Below are 15,921 nucleotides of genomic sequence, written 5' to 3'. Positions count from 1 at the left end.
ATGCCCACCGCGTTGCCGAAGCCCTGGCCCAGCGGGCCGGTGGTGGTCTCGATGCCCGGCGCGTGGCCGTATTCCGGATGGCCCGCGGTCCTGGCACCGTACTGGCGGAAGTTGCGGATATCCTCGATCTCCACGCCCTCGACGCCCGTCAGGTAGAGCAGGGCGTAGAGCAGCATCGAGCCGTGGCCGGCCGAGAGCACGAACCGGTCGCGGTCCGGCCATTTCGGATCGCGCGCGTCGAACTTCATGTGCCGGGTGAACAGCACAGTGGCCACCTCCGCCATGCCCATCGGCATGCCGGGATGGCCGGAATTCGCCTGCTCGACGGCATCCACCGCCAGGAACCGGATCGCATTGGCGAGATCGAGGGTAGCAACGTCGGTCATCAGCGGCAGTCGTCAGGTAGAGGTGGCTGGCGGTGACGGGAAACTCCGTCCTGCGCGGTGGGCATCCCCTGTCGATCCCGAAAAATCAACACCTTCTTGGCGCCGACCGTGGCGCCCTGGCCGTTGACGCCGCGCCCGGGCCTGGGCAAGACCATGGCGTTGCCCGATTGCGATGGGGGCCGGCGCGCGGCACATGACCTCACTTGATGCCGCCAGGGCGAGACTGGATCACGCGCTGGCACGACTGACCGAGGGCGTGGCCGCCAGTTCCGCGCAGGCCGCCCGGCAGGTCGAGTTCGTGGAGCGGGCAGCCTATGAGGCGCTGCTGCGCGACCACGAGGCGCTGCGTCAGGAGCGCGATGCGCTCGCCTCGCGTCTCGAAGCCGCCGAGCAGCGCATGGCCGGCCTCGCGCGTACTGCCGACGAGCTGGGCCGGCGCCTGAACGACGCGATCCTGCGCGTCGAGCGTCTGATGGAAGGCTGACCCTGATGGGCATGGTCGATGTCACGGTCAATGGCCGCACCCACACGGTACAGTGCGACGACGGCCAGGAAACCCGGCTGCGGCGCCTGGCCCAGTATGTCGACGGCCGGGTGCGCGAGCTGGGCGGAGCGAACGGCCAGATCGGCGACCTGCGTCTCTTGGTGCTAACCAGCCTGATCATCGCCGACGAGCTGTCCGACGCCTATGACGAGATCAAGCGGCTGCGCGCCTCGCTGGCCGAGACCAGCAAGACCGGCGAGCAGCGGCTCAGCGAGGAGCTGCAGCGGGTCGCCGAGCAGATCGAACGACTGGCGGACGCTTGTCACCTTGCCGAACCGGCGCCCCGCGCCTAGATTCAGCATGGCGGCGCTGCCCGGTTCGTTAGTGTCCATCATATGCGCCTGGGCCTTCGTTCCAATCGGGAGCTGTCCCTGACGTGGCCGTGGTCACGTTACATGGCGCCCACCTGCGTAGCAGGTCCCAGGAACAGTCGGATCACGACGGCCAGGGCGGCGTCCGCCACTCCAACCTCCTCCCGCACCCGCGGTGCTTCGCGGTGCCGTGAAGGCTAGCCGCGTTGGCCGTTGCTCCATCCGCTCCCGCCGAGAAGGCGCTGTTGCGCAACCAGGTGCTGGCGGCGCGCGCGGCATTGGCGGTAGCGGACGCCCAGGCCGCGAGCCGCATGGCCGGGCTGCATTTCCTGCGCCGGATCGAGCTCAGCCAGATGCGTGCGGTGGCGCTGTTCTGGCCGCTTCAGGACGAGATCGACACCCGCCCGTTGCTGCGCGCCCTCCATGAGCTGGGGGTACCCACCGCCCTGCCCCGCATCACCGGCCGCTCAGAGCCGCTGCGCTTTCATCGCTGGCATCCGGGCGAGCCCTTGGTGGCCGGGCCGTTCCGGGTGGAGGAGCCGGCCGCCGACACGCCCGAGATCGTGCCCGCGGTCATCCTCACGCCGCTTCTGGCCTTCGATGCTAGGGGCTACCGGCTGGGATGGGGCGGCGGCTTCTACGACCGGACCATCGCCGCGCTTCGCCAAGCCGGTCACCGGCCGCTTTGCGTCGGCTATGCTTTCGCCCGCCAGGAAGTGGGACAAGTACCGACCGAGCCGTTCGACGAGCCGCTCGACATGGTGGTGACCGAGACTGGCTGCAGGCATATTGGCTGACCGGCTGGCGCCGACCTTCTGGAGTATTCCGCTTTGCGCATCTTGTTCGTGGGCGATGTGGTCGGCCGCTCCGGCCGGGCGGCTGTCGAGCGGCACCTGCCGGACCTGCGCCGCCGGCTGGCGCTGGACGTGGTGGTGGTCAACGCCGAGAACGCAGCGGGCGGCTACGGGCTGACCGCCAAGATCGCGCAACGCCTGTTCGAGCTTGGCACCGACCTGATCACGCTCGGCAACCATGCTTGGGATCAGCGCGAGCTGCTGGCCCATATCGAGAACGAGCCGCGCATCGTGCGCCCGCTCAACATGATGCCGGGCACGCCCGGCCGCGGGATCGGGGAGCTGCAGCTCCCCGATGGGCGGCGGTTCGTCGTCCTCCAGGTGCTGGGCCGGCTGTTCATGGGGCTGGCCGACGACCCGATGCGCGCCCTGGAGGCCGAGCTCGCGAGCCTGTCGCTGCCCGGCACCGCCAACGCCATCCTGATCGACGTTCATGCCGAGGCGACCAGCGAGAAGCTGGCGCATGGCCATTGCTTCGACGGCCGGGTGAGTGCCGTGGTCGGGACCCATACCCATGTGCCCACCGCCGATCACCGCGTGCTGGCCGAGGGCACCGCCTTCATCACCGATGTCGGCATGACCGGCGACTATGACAGCGTGATCGGCATGGACAAGCAGGCCTCGCTCGAGCGCTGGCGCTCGCCTTCGCCGGGCAAGAAGATGGAGCCGGCACAGGGCGAGGCCACCTTGTGCGCCGTGCTGATTGAGACCGACGACGCGACCGGGCTCGCCCGCCGGATCGAGCCGGTGCGCCTCGGCGGCGCCATGCCGCCTGCCCTGCCGGCACCGCACTGACCAGCCGACACCCTGACCCGTCCCACCGTCCTGCCGACCGAGCCGCTCATGTCCTCCCTGCCGATCATCCATGTCTTGCCCGACCACGAGCGACGCCTGCGCAGCGGCTCGCCCTGGCTCTACAGCAACGAGATCCGCCCGGAGGCGGCACTGCGCAGCCTGGAGCTGGGCTCGCTGGTCAAGGTGGCGTTCGCCGACGGCAAGGCCTATGGCCTGGCCCACTACAACCCGCACTCGCTGATCGCCGCGCGCATCCTCACCCGCTCGCGTGACGTGGAGATCGGCCCAGCCTTCTTCGAGCGGCGCCTGGCCCGGGCCCTGGCCTTGCGCGAACTGCTGTTCGACCAGCCCTATTACCGGCTGGCCCACGGCGAGGCGGACGGCCTGCCCGGCCTGATCGTGGACCGCTACGGCGACACGGTGGTGGCGCAGGTCAACACGGCCGGAATGGACCGGGCGCAGGAGGCTTGGCTGGAGGCGCTGGACCGGCTGCTGAAGCCCGGCCGGATCGTGTTCCGCGGCGACGCCCCGGTCCGGGCGCTGGAGGGGCTGGCCGAGGACGTGCGGGTGGTCAAGGGTGACCCCGATGCCCCGACCTTCGTCGAAGAAGACGGTCGCCGATTCCAGGTCGATCCGGTAGGCGGCCAGAAGACCGGCTGGTTCTACGACCAGCGTGCCAACCACGCCTTTGCCGCGCGGCTGGCGGCGGGGCGCGACGTCTTGGACGTCTACAGCTATGGTGGCGGCTTCGGCTTGGCCGCGGCCGCAGGCGGTGCGACCTCCGTGCTGATGGTCGACCGCTCGCAGGCGGCGCTCGACCTGGCCGCCGCCAGTGCCGAGCTGCAGGGGGTTGCCGGGCGCTGCAGCTTCCAGCGCGCGGACGCGTTCGACGCCATGGACCGGCTCGGCAAGGAGGGGCGCCGGTTCGGCCTGGTGATGTGCGACCCGCCTGCCTTCGTGAAGTCGCGCAAGGACCTGAAGGCCGGGCTCAAGGGCTATCGCAAGCTGGCGCGCGCCGCAGCGGCTCTCACCGCCGAGCAGGGCTTCCTCCTGGTGTCCTGTTGCTCGCACAACGTCGATGCCGAGGCGTTCCTCGGTGAGATCTGGGCGGGCATCCGGGAAGCCGGGCGCGGCGGCCGCGTCGTCCATCGCGCCGGCGCCAATGTCGACCACCCGATCCATCCGGCCCTGGTCGAGACCGTGTACCTGAAGTTCCTGGTCTGGGCACTCGACTGACAGCAAGCTATTGCAACCAATAATGTTGCAAATCGTCCGGTCTATCGCCTATCTCGTAATATGGCGCTTCGCCATGCTCCTGATGGGTGACCGCCCGCCATGTCCACGAGTAAGCTGCGTGCTCCTGCGGCCGAGAAGGATTCTGGTGGCACCGACCCGCTCCTGAGCGCATTCGCACGGCTAACCGTGCTGCTCGAGCGGCCGGTCGCCATGGCCGAGATCCTGGCGGCCGCTCCCCTCCCCAACGGGCCGATCGACCGCCGCCACTTGGCCCGCCTCGCCCACCGGCTGGGCTTCGACGTGGCGGTGACGCCACCCAAGCCCCGGCGCGTCCCGGGCCTGCCCAGCCCCTTCCTCGTGCTCGGCAAGGATCCCGGCCAGGCCTGGATCGCCACTGCGGTGAGCGCTGCCGGCGTGGTGCTGATCGATGGCCAGGGCGGGCAGCCGCGCAACGTCGATCTGGCCCAGTTGCCGGAGATCGCGGCGGAGATCCTTCTGCTCCGGCCGGTCGAGCGTGACGCGGCAGAGGCCGGCTCCTGGCGGACCGTGCTGCTCGGGAGGCTGCGCCCGGTGCTGGCCGAGCTGGTCCTGGCCTCGGTGGTGGTCAACCTGATCGCGCTGGCCGCACCCTTGTTCATGATGGTGGTGTATAACAAGGTCGTAGGCCAGGCGGCGCTCGGCACGCTCGACGTGCTCACCGTGGGCATGGTGAGCCTCGTCCTGTTCGAGCTGGTGCTGCGCGCGGTGCGTGCCCACATCGCCGCCCATGCCGGCGCCCGCCTCGATGCCGCCCTGGGTGCGGAGGTCATGCACCATGTCGTGAGCCTGCCGTTCCGCGTGTTCGAGCAAATGTCCGCCGGGCAGATGGTGGAGCGGCTGCGCCAGCTCGAGCCGATTCGCAGCTTCTTCACCTCGCAGATGCCGCTGGTGCTGGTGGACCTGGCCTTCTCCCTCCTGTTCCTGGGCGCGGTGATGGCGCTCGACCTGCGGCTCGGGCTGACCTTGTTGCTGGCGATCCCGCCCTTCTTCCTGATCTCCTGGCTGGCGCACCGGCGTCAGGGCCAACTGCTCCGCGCCCATTTCCGCGCCCGGGCCGCCAAGGCTGCGGCGATGGGCGAGACCGTGCTGAACGCGCTCACCATCAAGTATCTGGGCCTGGAGCCTGAGATGGAGCGCCGGTTCGAGAAGCGCCTGGCCGAGAGTGCCTGGACCGGCTTTCGCGCCGGCGAGCTGTCCGGCTTGGCCGCGGCCCTCGGCCTAAGCCTCCAGCAGGCAGCGGCACTGGCGCTGGTCTATGTCGGCGCCCGCCTGGTCGTGGCGGGCGAACTCACCATCGGTGCGCTGGTCGCCGCCAGCATCCTGGGTGCCCGGGCACTGGCACCGCTGCGCCAGATCTTCGGCACGTGGGGGGAGCTGCAGACGGTCCGCGAGGCGTTCGCCCGGCTGGACACGTTGATGGGCGAGCCGATCGAGGGCAGCGAAGCGCGCGGCCAGGGCGACGTCCGGCTGGAGGGACGCCTGCAGCTCGACGAGGCGAGCTTCGGCTATCATGGCGACGGCCGGGCCGCGGTGGACGACGTGACGCTCGCGATCGAGCCCGGCCGGATCGTCGGCATCACCGGGGCACCCGGCTCGGGCAAGAGCACGCTGGTCAAGCTGCTCCTAGGCGTGGAGCAGCCGACCGCCGGCCGGGTGCTGATCGACGACTTCGACGTACGCCGGCTGAGCCCCGCCGTGTACCGCTCCCAGATCGGCGTGGTCCCGCAGGACGTGCAGCTGTTCGCCGGGACGATCGCGGAGAACATCACGCTGGGCGCACCCGACAAGAGCTTTGCCCGGGTGATCGCGGCTGCCCGCTTCGTGGGCCTGCACGAGGCGGTCCAGCGCATGGCCGAGGGCTACGACACGCGCCTGGGCGAACGCGGCACCGGTCTCTCCACGGGCCAGCGCCAGCTCGTCGCGATCGCCCGGGCCCTGGTGCGCAACCCGCGCATCCTGGTGCTGGACGAGGCCACCAGCGCGCTGGATACCGCCACCGAGGAGCTGTTCCTCGCCAACCTGCGCCGGGCCGCGGCCGGGCGGACCATCGTGCTGGTAACCCACCGCATCGCCGCGCTCACGATGTGCGATCAGGTGGTGGTGCTGGCGCACGGCCGGATCGCCCGTCAAGGCCCCGCCGCCGAGATGGTGGCCCAGCTCTCCGGCCGCGCCCAGCGCGCCAACCTCCACGCCGTTTCCTGACCTGCCGGAGGCTCCCATGGCGCTGCTCACCAGCTGGGCCGACTTCCTCCCCGACGCCCAGGGCCTGATCGAGCGGCGCGCCTCACCGCTGGCACGGGTGCTGGTGGTGACGATCTCCGCCCTGTTCGCGGCCCTGATCGGCTGGATGGCCTGGGCCCAGGTCGAGCAGGTGGTCCGGGCCGAGGGGCAGGTCGAGCCGGTCGGCCGGGCCAAGGTGATCAATCACCAAAGCGGCGGCCGGATCGCCGAGATCCTGGTCCAGGAGGGCCAGCACGTCGAGGCGGGCGCGGTGCTGGTCCGCTTCGACCCGGAGATCCGCAACGGGGAACGGCTGGACTTGGAGGCGCGGCTGGCCGAGGCGACCGCGGCGGCGGTCCGGCTGCAGGCCGAGGCGGACGGGCGGGAGCCGGATTTCGTGGACCTCGCCGGCAGCGCGGATCCGGCCCTGCTCCAGGACCAGCTCCGCCTGGCCCGCGCGCGCATCGAGACGCTGGCGGGGGAGAAGCAGGTCCTGGCCGAGCAGGTCCGTGCCCGGAGCGCGGGGACGCGGGCCGCGGCCGCAGAGATCGCCCGGCTGCGCGACAGCCTGGCCCTGCAACGCCAGCAGCTCGATGCGGTGCGCGAGCTGGCCGCGCGCGAACTCTACCCGCGCATGAAGCTGGTGGCGGTGGAGCAGCAGGTTGCCGAGCTGGCGGGCGAGCTGGCCAAGGCCGAGCAGCAGCTGGTCAGTGCCCGCGCCGAGCTGGAGGAGACCCGCAACCGGGCAGGCTCGATCGACAGCGAGCGGCGCTCGCGCACGCTGGCCGAGCTGGCCACGGTGACGGCCGAGCGCGACCGCCTGGCCCGGCAGCTGCAGAACCAGGAGGCATTGCTACGCGGCCTGGCGGTGACGGCACCCGCGGCCGGCTTCGTCCAGGACATCCAGGTGAGCGCCGCCGGCCAGTCGGTGGCCGCGAACCAGCCGATCATGAAGCTGGTCCCGTCCGGCGAGGGGCTGGTCGTGGCAGCGCGGATCCGCAACGAGGATATCGGCCAACTGGAGGAAGGCATGGCCGCACGAGTGAAGGTCCATGCGTTTGACTTCGTCCGCTACGGCGCGCTGGACGGCCGGCTGGACAAGATCGCGCCGGATGCAAGGCGCGAGCGGCCGGACGGGCCGCCGGTCTATGCGGTGACGGTGGTGACGGCAGCGGAGGCGGTGGCGCACGGACCCAGGATCCAGCCGGGCATGCTGGTGGATGTCGAGATCGAAGTCGGGCGCCGTACCGTGCTCAGCTACCTGACCGACCGGCTCCAGCGGATCGGCGACGAGGCGTTCTCCGAACTCTGAGCCGGCAGGCCGTCTCCGGCTTCGGGCCTTTGAGCCGGCACGCCGGTCAGCGCCGCTCGCCGCTCATCGACATCACCCGCCCCTGGTAGAGCATGAAGGTGCGGGTGCCGGTACCCAGGCAGGTCTGCGCCACCCCGCCGCCGCGGCGACGGTCCACCCAGCGATAGTCGGCCACCACCGTCATCCGGTCGCCCTGCTGGTCGGTGATCTCCGCTCGGGTCAGCCGCATGTCGGGCAGCGGGCAACGCCCGTCTTCCTCGATCGCATGCCGGGCGTAGTAGCGCTCCAATGCCACCGCCAGGCCGGGATGGTCGGGCAGCGGTTCGCCCGCGGCACAGCCGATCAGCAGGAGGCCCGGCAGGAAAGCCAGCCCGCACGTCCACCTCGTCATCGCCATCTCATCGCCGTCGTTGCTCGCCCGTCATCGACTGCACCTGCATGCCGGCCGGACCGCGCACGATGGTGAACACCCGGGAATTGAAGCCCTGGCAGATGCCGCCCTGGGGGCGGCCGAGCTCCGGGTCGAAGCCGGAGTTGCGGTCGTCTCTCCAGGCATAGCGGACGCCGATCACCAGCTTGTCCGGTGTTTCCTCCAGGACCTCCCACTGGGTGATCGACATGCTGGGCAGGACGCAGCGCGCCCCCTCCTCCCAGGCATGGTCGCGATAATAGCTCTCGATCTTCCAGCGCAGGTCGCTATAGGGCCCGAGGTCGCGGGCACCCGCGCAGCCCATGAGCAGGAGCGCCAGGCCCAGGCCCAGGGCCCGGCACGCTTTGCCGGCCGGTCGGCGACGAGAGAAGTGAAACTCGCGGTTCATAGCGCCGTCTCCCTGGCCGCCGGGCGCTGGGCCGACTGGCGGCGCTGCGGCAGGCGCAGACGAAACGTCGTGCCGGTGGGGCCGGTTTCCGCCAGCTCGATCTCGCCGCCATGGCCGCGCATGATCTCGCGCACGATCGCCAGGCCCAGGCCACTGCCACCCAGCTTCTCCTTGGCCCGGAACGGGTGGAACAGCCATTGCAGCGTGCCCTGGGAGACGCCCGGGCCGTTGTCGGCGACATCAATCCAGACATGGCCCTCGGTACGGCCCGCCTGGATGGTGATCCGGCCGTCGGCTCGGTCGCCCAGCGCCTCGTAGGCATTGCGCAGCAGGTTCTGCAGGGCGCGGAACATCTGGTCCCGGTCGGCATGGACCACCAGCTCGTCCGGCACGTCGACCAGGAGCTGCACCCGCGATTCCTTGGGCGGCGGGGTGGCGTCGTCCACCTCCTCCACCAGCCGCGCCAGGGCGAAGTCGGTCTCGACCAAGCGCGGCTTCTCGTCCCGGGCAAAGCGCAGCACGTCTGTGCACAGGCGGGTCGCCCGCTCCAGGCTGTCGATCAGCCGGGGTGCTATCCGGCGTACCTCCGGGTCCTGACTGCGCTCGAGCGTGTCGGACAGCAGGACGGCAGTGGAGAGCATGTTGCGCAGGTCGTGGTTCACCCGGCTGACCGCGGCCCCCAGCGTCGCGAGGCGGGTCTGCTGGCGCAGGGCCGCGCGCACCTCGGTCCGCATCTCGTCGACCGCCCGCTCCAGCCCGCCGATCTCGTCGTCCCGCCCGCTCACGGGATGATCCAGGCTCTCGTCCTCCGGATTGGCGTGGAACGCCATCACCTCCTGCGAGATCCGGATGATGGGCGCCACGATCCAGCGGTCCAAGGTCACGACCAGCGCCCAGCCCAGGGTCAGGGTCACCAGCAGCGACACCAGCGCCATGTCCAGCGCATGGCGGAGCGTCTGGGCACGCAGTTCGTCGTCGCTGGTGAACACCTCGACCAGCGAGCCCACCTGGACGGGCGAGCGCTGCACCAGCACGATCTCCCGCCCCCCGCCGAACAGCAGCAGGTCGAAGGCCTGCGCGATCTTGGTGGCGATGCCCGGCGGCCGGTCGAGGTCGAACACGCCGTCGATCTCGCTACGCTCGAAGATCGTGCCGACCCGCCACTCCGTGTTGTCCGATCGTACGATCAGCCCGGCGCTGCGCAGGCTGCGCATCAGGTTCAGGATCTCGTCTGGCGTGGAGGTGTTGGTGCCGTCGGGGGCGAACGGGCGCATGATTGCGATCGCGTCGGCCACCAGCATGTCCTGGGTCATCTGGCGTTCCAGCCGCTCGTAGCGGTAGGTCGCCACCGACCAGGTGAGGACGGCCAGCTCCACGCAGACCAGGATCGCGACCACCAGGACGATGATCTTGGTCTTCAGGCTGCGCCTGGCCGGCTGCAACTGCTTTGCCGCGTCGTACAATCTGCTTCTTCCGATCGCGTCCGCTACGGCGGCGCACCCGCCCCGGACCGGCCAGCCCGACAGGATAGGCCGGCCATGTACGGACGCAAGGTCGGCCGGCCGAAACACATCCCTGGCGACGTCTAAAGGTGACACGCACATTTGACAAATGCGCGCCAACGCCCCTATCAGCAGCCCCGACGTCGCCGGCGGCTGCCGACGACGCTGGTTGCGTCGAATTCGATGCGGCGCCTGTCCCCCCTCTCAAATGTCGAGTAACGCTCGTGAAGCGGACTTATCAGCCCAGCAAGATCGTGCGGAAGCGCCGCCATGGCTTCCGCGCCCGCATGGAGACGGTCGGCGGCCGCAAGGTGATCGCGCGGCGTCGCGCCCGCGGTAGGAAGCGCCTGTCGGCCTGAGCCCGGAGGCGGCGTGGCAGCGACCGAGATCCTAAAGAAGCGGCCCGATTTCCTGCGGGTCGCCAAGGGCCGGCGATGGCACGGCAGCGGCATGGTCGTGCAGTATGCTGCGCGGATCGTGCCCGACGAGCGCACCGGCATCGGCTTCACCGCTAGCCGCAAGGTCGGTGGTGCGGTGGCCCGCAACCGCGCCAAGCGGCGCCTGCGCGCCGTGGTGCGGGAGCTGGTCCCCACGATGGCCCCGGCCGGGCTCGACCTGGTCCTGATCGCCCGGCCGCAGACCGCGACGCTGCCGTACACCGTGCTGCGCGAGGACCTGACGCAGGCCCTGGCCAGGATCCGGGCCGGCACTGCCGGGAACGTCCGGCAATGAGGGCGGCGCGGATCGTCACGGCTTCGCTGTTCGGCACTTGGCGGCTGCTGGTTTCGCCCCTACTGGGACCTGCCTGCCGCTTCGAGCCCAGTTGCTCGCGCTACATGCAGCAGGCGATCGACACCCATGGGCCGTTGCGCGGCCTGCGCCTGGGCGTCGTGCGCCTGTGCCGGTGCCATCCCTGGGGTGGCTTCGGCTTCGACCCCGTCCCGCCTCGGCGGCAGCGCCCGGCCTGTTCGGCCGGGCAGAAAGTCTGATCGCCTGGAGATCGAGCTCATATGGGCGACCAGCGTAACCTCATCGTGGCCATCGTCTTCTCGGTCGCGATCATCCTGGGCTTCCAGTATTTCTACGAGCTGCCGCGCCTGCGCCAGGCGCAGGAGCAACAGCAGGCAGCACAGAGCGTCGAGGAACTGGCGAGGAACCAGCCGGCCAGCCAGGCAGCACCCGGCGCCGCACCCACGGCCCGCGCCGTCGCCGAGGACGCGCCGCGGGTCCAGATCGACAATGGCCGGATCGACGGCAGCCTGTCGCTGAGGGGCGGCCGGATCGACGACATCCAGCTCGCCGACTACCGGGAAACGGTGGAGCCGACCTCGCCCGAGATCCGCCTGCTGGATCCGGTGCGGGGGCCCGGCGCCTATTTCGCCGAGTTCGGCTGGGTGGCCGACCAGGCCAATCCGGTCGCCGTTCCCGGTGCCGAGACGATGTGGCGGGCCGATGGCGAGGCGGTGGGTGCCGGCAAGCCGGTCACCATGACCTGGGACAACGGCCAGGGTCTGACCTTCGGCAAGATGCTGGCCCTCGACAACGACTTCATGTTCAAGATCGGCCGGTCAGTGCGCAACGACACCGACCAGCCGGTGACGCTGCATCCCTATGGCCTGATCGGCCGCTGGGGCACGCCGCCGACGCTCGGCTACTACATCCTCCACGAGGGGCCGATCGGGGTCTTCCAGGAGCGCCTGGAGGAGCCGAACTACTCGGATCTCGTCGAGGAGCCGCACCAGTACGACACCACGGGCGGCTGGCTGGGCTTCACCGACAAGTACTGGCTGACCTCGTTGGTCCCGGCCCAGGACAAGCCGGTGAAGGCGACGTTCCGCCACGTACAGGACAACGGGCTCGACAAGTACCAGGCCGACTATCTGGGTGAGCCGGTCACGATCCAGCCCGGCCAGACCTTCGAGATGACCGAGCACCTGTTCGTCGGCGCCAAGGAGGTCAATCTCCTGGATCGCTACAGCGAGGAGCTGAACATCCCGCTGTTCGACCGCGCTGTGGACTTTGGCTGGTTCTACTTCCTGACCAAGCCGTTCTTCCACATCCTGAACTGGCTCTTCCACGCGACCGGCAATTACGGCATCGCGATCCTGGGCCTGACCCTGCTGGTCAAGATCGTCCTCTTCCCGCTGGCCAACAAGTCGTACAAGTCGATGAGCGCCATGAAGGCGCTCCAGCCGGAGATGGAGAAGCTGCGCGAGCGCTTTTCCGACGACCGGCAGAAGATGCAGATGGAGCTGATGGCGCTCTACAAGCGCGAGAAGGTCAACCCGGTGTCGGGCTGCCTGCCAATCCTGGTGCAGATCCCGGTGTTCTTCGCGCTCTATAAGGTGCTGTTCGTCTCGATCGAGATGCGCCACGCGCCGTTCTTCGGCTGGATCCGGGACCTGTCGGCGCCTGACCCGACCACGATCTTCAATCTGTTCGGCCTGATCCCGTGGGATCCGCCCGCCTTCCTGATGATCGGCATCTGGCCGCTTATCATGGGTGCGACGATGTTCGTGCAGCAGAAGCTGAACCCGCAGCCGCCCGACCCGCTGCAGGCCAAGCTGATGCAGTACCTGCCGCTGATCTTCATCTTCATGTTCGCCACCTTCCCGGCGGGCCTGGTGATCTACTGGGCGTGGAACAACACGCTCTCGGTGCTGCAGCAGTGGTACATCATGAAGCGCCACGGCAAGCCGAGCCCGGCGCCCGCCAAGACATGAGCGGCGGCAGCAGCATGGACGAGGAAGCAGCGGCCCGCCTGGAGGCGGGCCGCCTGCTGTTCGCCCAACCGGTCACCTTCATGCGCGGGGTGGCCGACCTCGCCCAGCTGCCGCCCGCCGACCTGCCCGAGGTGGCGTTCGCCGGCCGCTCCAATGTCGGCAAGTCCAGCCTGATCAATGCGCTGGTCAACCGCAAGGACATCGCCCGGGCCTCCAACACGCCCGGCCGCACCCAGGAGCTGAACTTCTTCGACCTGGCTGGGCGGCTCGTGCTGGTGGACCTGCCGGGCTACGGCTATGCCGCAGCGCCCAAGCGCACGGTGGACGCATGGAAGCGGCTGGTGACGCGGTTCCTCGCGGGGCGGGCGCCACTGGCCAGGGTCTGCGTCCTGGTCGACAGCCGCCATGGCCTGAAGGACGTGGATACGGCCACCATGGAGACTCTCGCCAAGGCGGCGGTCCCCTACCAGGTGGTGCTCACCAAGGCCGACCAGATCCGCGGTGCCATGGTCACCGACCGGCTTGCCGAGGTCGCCGATGCCCTGGCGCGGCGCATCGGCGCCCTGCCCGTGCCGATCCTGACCAGTTCTCAGGACGGCACCGGCATCCCCGAGCTGCGCGCCGAACTGGCCGCCCTCGCCCGCCCGCCTGCCGAGCCGCGGCACCCGGAGACGTTGAGCCGATGACCACCGACATCCACCAGCTCGCCGCCACCCTGATCGAGGCGCTGCCCTACATGCGGCGCTATCAGGATGCGGTCATGGTCATCAAATATGGCGGCCATGCCATGGGTGACACGGCGGCGGCGCGCGACTTCGCCCGCGACGTGGTGCTGCTCAAGCAGGTGGGCATCAACCCGGTCGTGGTCCATGGCGGCGGCCCGCAGATCAAGGCAATGCTCGACCGGCTGGCGATCCGCTCCGAGTTCGTGGACGGGCTTCGGGTGACCGACGCCGCCACGGTCGAGGTCGTCGAGATGGTCCTGGCCGGCAAGATCAACAAGGAGATCGTGAACGCGATCCAGGCGGCCGGCGGGCGAGCCGTGGGCCTGTCCGGCAAGGACGGCCGGCTGATCCAGGCCGCCAAGCTGACTCGCACCCGGCGCGATCCGGAGAGCCGGATTGAGCAGGTGCTGGACCTGGGCTTCGTCGGCGAGCCCAGCTTCGTCGACCGGACGGTGCTCGACGTGTTCATGGGCACCGACATCATCCCGGTGATCGCGCCGATCGGCGTGGGCGCCGAGGGCGAGACCTACAACATCAACGCCGACACCGCCGCGGGCGCGGTGGCGGGTGCGCTCGCCGCGCGCAAGCTGCTGATGCTGACCGACGTGCGCGGCGTCCTGGACGGGCAGAAGGAGTTGATCCCGAGCCTGACCGCCGACCATGCCCGGCAGCTCGTCCAGGACGGCGTGATCGCCGGCGGCATGATCCCCAAGGTCGAGACCTGCCTTCAGGCGGTGGCGCAGGGCGTGGATGCCGCGGTGATCCTGGACGGCCGGGTCGCGCACGCGATCATCCTGGAACTGTTCACCGAAGGCGGCTTCGGCACCCAGATCGTCCGGTCCTGAAACCGCCTTCCGGCGATCGCCGGATCGTCATCACCCGATTGTACATCCCCTTCAGGCACTCATTGCCTGGAGGGCGGTGGCCTTGCCCAGCACCAGCTTCGCGCTTGCCGCTCCGCCCGGGCCGGAGCTCGACAGCCTGCTCGTGTCCGACCTGCATTTGGGGCTGCCGAACAGCCGCTCGGCCGAATTGCTGCGCCTTCTGGACGGACTGCGCTTTTCTCGGCTGATCCTCCTGGGTGACATCTTGCACGCCGCCTGTGTCCGCCGCCTGTCCCGGGACGACTGGGCACTGGTCGAGGCGATCCGCGACCTCCGGGAGCGCCCGGGCGGGCCTCTGGTCCTGCCCGTGGCCGGCAACCATGACCGGGCGTGCAAGGATCTGGTGGCCCGCCTTCTGGGCGTACCGGTCGCCGAGCAGGTCGCCTGGGACTTGGCCGGGCGCCGCTTCCTCGCCATGCATGGCGACCGGTTCGACCGGTTCGTCAGCCGCCACCTGCGTGCCGCGGCGGCGGTCTCCGCACTGTTCGCCTGCTGCCACCGCCTGTCGCGCCACGGGCACTGGCCGCACGCCCTGGACCAGCTCCATGTCCGCCTGAGCGGGCTCGGCCGGCGCATGGCCGAGGCGGCGCTGGCCCATGCCCATCTGCACGACGCCGATGTGATCTTCTGCGGCCATACCCACCAGCCGTTCCAGGAGACCCGGCCGGACGGGACCGGTGCCAAACGCCGGCGGACCTATGTCAACACGGGTGCGTGGACCGGCGCCTGCCTCACCTTCGGCACGGTATCGCTCGACGGCGATGTCCGGCTGCACCACGTCGCCTGACGGGAACGGAGTGAGCATGAGCAGGACCCTGGTCCGCAACGCAGCCCGGCACGATGGACAGGGTGCGGGCCGCACCCTGTCGGAGCGGCTGTTCACCCTGGCCTTCGACGATCTGGTCTACACGCTGATCTGGGAGGATCCGGCGGTCGACTTGGCGGCGATGGAGCTCCGCCCAGGCATGACGGTGGCGGCGATCGCCTCGGCCGGGTGCAATCTCCTGGCCTACCTGACCGCGGATCCGGCGCGGGTGATCGCGGTGGATCTGCTGGAAGGCCATCTGGCCCTGCTAGAGCTCAAGCGGGCGGGCCTCCGCGCGCTGGACGACGATGCGCTCCAGCGGTTCTTCGGCGAGGCCGCCGGCAGCGGTAACCTCGAGACCTATCGCCGCCAGCTTGCCCCGCTTCTCCCGGCACCGGCGCGCGCGTTCTGGGAGCGGCCCTCACTCTTTGGCCGCCGGCGTATCGATCGCTTCGCCACTGGGTTCTGGCGCTCCGGCCTACTCGGCCGGTTCATCGGCCTCACACACCTCGCCGCACGCCTGCACGGGCTGGATCCCAAGGGGTTGCTGGACTGCCCGGACCTGACGGCCCAGCGCCGCTGGTTCGACCAGGAACTGCGGCCGGTCCTGCGCTCGCCGCTCCTGCGCTTCCTCCTGCGCCGGCCGGAAGTGTTCTTCGGGCTGGGCATCCCGCCCAACCAGTTCCAGGCGATGGCCGAGGGCGACGGCTGCCTGATCGCATCGGTCGAGGCGCGGCTGGAGCGCCTGGCCTGCACCGTGCCGCACG

At 69.8% G+C, this 15,921-nt stretch carries 18 protein-coding genes, 1 other RNA gene and 1 pseudogene; 16 read left to right on the top strand and 4 right to left on the bottom strand.

The window, feature by feature from the left end; translation table 11 throughout:
• Positions 1 to 386: pseudogene (locus tag EQG76_RS00775) on the bottom strand (transketolase); the annotation flags it as partial.
• A gap of 193 nt (positions 387 to 579) precedes the next feature.
• On the opposite strand from EQG76_RS00775, the gene EQG76_RS00770 reads away from it, so the two are divergent.
• The 8 genes from EQG76_RS00770 to EQG76_RS00735 all read left to right on the top strand — a co-directional run bounded on the left by EQG76_RS00770 (position 580) and on the right by EQG76_RS00735 (position 7,697).
• On the top strand, positions 580 to 870 hold the full coding sequence (locus EQG76_RS00770) for a DUF4164 family protein (protein WP_159709718.1): 291 nt from the start codon (positions 580 to 582) through the stop codon (positions 868 to 870).
• A gap of 5 nt (positions 871 to 875) precedes the next feature.
• Positions 876 to 1,223: a cell division protein ZapA gene (locus EQG76_RS00765; RefSeq protein WP_159709716.1), complete on the top strand. Its 348-nt coding sequence runs from the start codon at positions 876 to 878 to the stop codon at positions 1,221 to 1,223.
• Positions 1,224 to 1,233: 10 nt separating this feature from the next.
• A non-coding RNA gene (ssrS, locus tag EQG76_RS00760) (6S RNA) lies at positions 1,234 to 1,390 on the top strand.
• A 96-nt stretch (positions 1,391 to 1,486) separates the two neighbouring features.
• Positions 1,487 to 2,038: a 5-formyltetrahydrofolate cyclo-ligase gene (locus EQG76_RS00755; RefSeq protein ID WP_235031142.1), complete on the top strand. Its 552-nt coding sequence runs from the start codon at positions 1,487 to 1,489 to the stop codon at positions 2,036 to 2,038.
• A gap of 33 nt (positions 2,039 to 2,071) precedes the next feature.
• Positions 2,072 to 2,890, top strand: coding sequence for a TIGR00282 family metallophosphoesterase (locus EQG76_RS00750; RefSeq protein ID WP_159709712.1), 819 nt, complete (start codon positions 2,072 to 2,074; stop codon positions 2,888 to 2,890).
• Between the two features lie 48 nt (positions 2,891 to 2,938).
• Entirely contained in the window at positions 2,939 to 4,126 is a 1,188-nt protein-coding gene (locus tag EQG76_RS00745; RefSeq protein WP_159709710.1) for a class I SAM-dependent rRNA methyltransferase, read from the top strand.
• A gap of 99 nt (positions 4,127 to 4,225) precedes the next feature.
• Complete coding sequence (locus EQG76_RS00740) at positions 4,226 to 6,367, top strand: peptidase domain-containing ABC transporter (protein ID WP_159709708.1); 2,142 nt, start codon at positions 4,226 to 4,228, stop codon at positions 6,365 to 6,367.
• 16 nt (positions 6,368 to 6,383) lie between these two features.
• Entirely contained in the window at positions 6,384 to 7,697 is a 1,314-nt protein-coding gene (locus tag EQG76_RS00735; protein ID WP_159709706.1) for an HlyD family type I secretion periplasmic adaptor subunit, read from the top strand.
• 46 nt (positions 7,698 to 7,743) lie between these two features.
• Here the strand turns inward: EQG76_RS00735 and EQG76_RS00730 are convergent, their stop codons facing one another.
• From EQG76_RS00730 to EQG76_RS00720, 3 genes are read right to left on the bottom strand one after another with little or no spacing between them, the layout of a single operon-like run.
• Complete coding sequence (locus EQG76_RS00730; protein WP_159709704.1) at positions 7,744 to 8,088, bottom strand: hypothetical protein; 345 nt, start codon at positions 8,086 to 8,088, stop codon at positions 7,744 to 7,746.
• A gap of 7 nt (positions 8,089 to 8,095) precedes the next feature.
• Positions 8,096 to 8,515 (bottom strand): hypothetical protein, encoded by a 420-nt coding sequence (locus EQG76_RS00725; RefSeq protein WP_159709702.1) that lies wholly within the window; start codon positions 8,513 to 8,515, stop codon positions 8,096 to 8,098.
• A complete protein-coding gene (locus EQG76_RS00720; protein WP_159709700.1) occupies positions 8,512 to 9,978 on the bottom strand; it encodes a sensor histidine kinase in 1,467 nt (488 codons plus the stop codon). Before EQG76_RS00720 ends, EQG76_RS00725 begins: the two co-directional genes overlap by 4 nt.
• Before the next feature lie 263 nt (positions 9,979 to 10,241).
• On the opposite strand from EQG76_RS00720, the gene rpmH reads away from it, so the two are divergent.
• The 8 genes from rpmH to EQG76_RS00680 all read left to right on the top strand — a co-directional run.
• Complete coding sequence (rpmH, locus tag EQG76_RS00715) at positions 10,242 to 10,376, top strand: 50S ribosomal protein L34 (protein ID WP_027135962.1); 135 nt, start codon at positions 10,242 to 10,244, stop codon at positions 10,374 to 10,376.
• A 13-nt stretch (positions 10,377 to 10,389) separates the two neighbouring features.
• The gene (rnpA, locus tag EQG76_RS00710) at positions 10,390 to 10,749 is read left to right on the top strand and encodes a ribonuclease P protein component (protein WP_159709698.1); all 360 of its coding nucleotides are present in this window, start codon (positions 10,390 to 10,392) and stop codon (positions 10,747 to 10,749) included.
• Positions 10,746 to 11,006, top strand: coding sequence for a membrane protein insertion efficiency factor YidD (yidD, locus tag EQG76_RS00705; RefSeq protein WP_159709696.1), 261 nt, complete (start codon positions 10,746 to 10,748; stop codon positions 11,004 to 11,006). The genes rnpA and yidD overlap by 4 nt, the downstream gene beginning before the upstream one ends.
• A gap of 21 nt (positions 11,007 to 11,027) precedes the next feature.
• Complete coding sequence (gene yidC, locus EQG76_RS00700; protein WP_159709694.1) at positions 11,028 to 12,740, top strand: membrane protein insertase YidC; 1,713 nt, start codon at positions 11,028 to 11,030, stop codon at positions 12,738 to 12,740.
• A complete protein-coding gene (gene yihA / locus EQG76_RS00695; protein ID WP_200840455.1) occupies positions 12,737 to 13,426 on the top strand; it encodes a ribosome biogenesis GTP-binding protein YihA/YsxC in 690 nt (229 codons plus the stop codon). Before yidC ends, yihA begins: the two co-directional genes overlap by 4 nt.
• Positions 13,423 to 14,310, top strand: coding sequence for an acetylglutamate kinase (argB, locus tag EQG76_RS00690; RefSeq protein ID WP_159709692.1), 888 nt, complete (start codon positions 13,423 to 13,425; stop codon positions 14,308 to 14,310). The genes yihA and argB overlap by 4 nt, the downstream gene beginning before the upstream one ends.
• Before the next feature lie 82 nt (positions 14,311 to 14,392).
• On the top strand, positions 14,393 to 15,136 hold the full coding sequence (locus tag EQG76_RS00685; RefSeq protein WP_159709690.1) for a metallophosphoesterase family protein: 744 nt from the start codon (positions 14,393 to 14,395) through the stop codon (positions 15,134 to 15,136).
• Positions 15,137 to 15,152: 16 nt separating this feature from the next.
• The coding region (locus EQG76_RS00680; protein ID WP_159709688.1) for a DUF3419 family protein at positions 15,153 to 15,921 on the top strand (769 nt) is incomplete at its 3' end.

Origin of the sequence: Geminicoccus flavidas (genome assembly GCF_009806515.1) — a bacterium.
GTDB classification, from domain to species: domain Bacteria; phylum Pseudomonadota; class Alphaproteobacteria; order Geminicoccales; family Geminicoccaceae; genus Geminicoccus; species Geminicoccus flavidus.
Note: the sequence above shows the minus strand (reverse complement) of the source record. Positions and strands in the feature narration are given on the sequence as shown.

Coding starts and splice junctions, on each gene's coding strand:
- EQG76_RS00770 (WP_159709718.1), top strand. CDS start 580: ATGACCTCACTTGATGCCGCCAGGGCGAGACTGGATCACGCGCTGGCA.
- EQG76_RS00740 (WP_159709708.1), top strand. CDS start 4,226: ATGTCCACGAGTAAGCTGCGTGCTCCTGCGGCCGAGAAGGATTCTGGT.
- yihA (WP_200840455.1), top strand. CDS start 12,737: ATGAGCGGCGGCAGCAGCATGGACGAGGAAGCAGCGGCCCGCCTGGAG.
- yidD (WP_159709696.1), top strand. CDS start 10,746: ATGAGGGCGGCGCGGATCGTCACGGCTTCGCTGTTCGGCACTTGGCGG.
- EQG76_RS00765 (WP_159709716.1), top strand. CDS start 876: ATGGGCATGGTCGATGTCACGGTCAATGGCCGCACCCACACGGTACAG.
- EQG76_RS00745 (WP_159709710.1), top strand. CDS start 2,939: ATGTCCTCCCTGCCGATCATCCATGTCTTGCCCGACCACGAGCGACGC.
- EQG76_RS00725 (WP_159709702.1), bottom strand. CDS start 8,515: ATGAACCGCGAGTTTCACTTCTCTCGTCGCCGACCGGCCGGCAAAGCG.
- yidC (WP_159709694.1), top strand. CDS start 11,028: ATGGGCGACCAGCGTAACCTCATCGTGGCCATCGTCTTCTCGGTCGCG.
- argB (WP_159709692.1), top strand. CDS start 13,423: ATGACCACCGACATCCACCAGCTCGCCGCCACCCTGATCGAGGCGCTG.
- EQG76_RS00730 (WP_159709704.1), bottom strand. CDS start 8,088: ATGACGAGGTGGACGTGCGGGCTGGCTTTCCTGCCGGGCCTCCTGCTG.
- EQG76_RS00735 (WP_159709706.1), top strand. CDS start 6,384: ATGGCGCTGCTCACCAGCTGGGCCGACTTCCTCCCCGACGCCCAGGGC.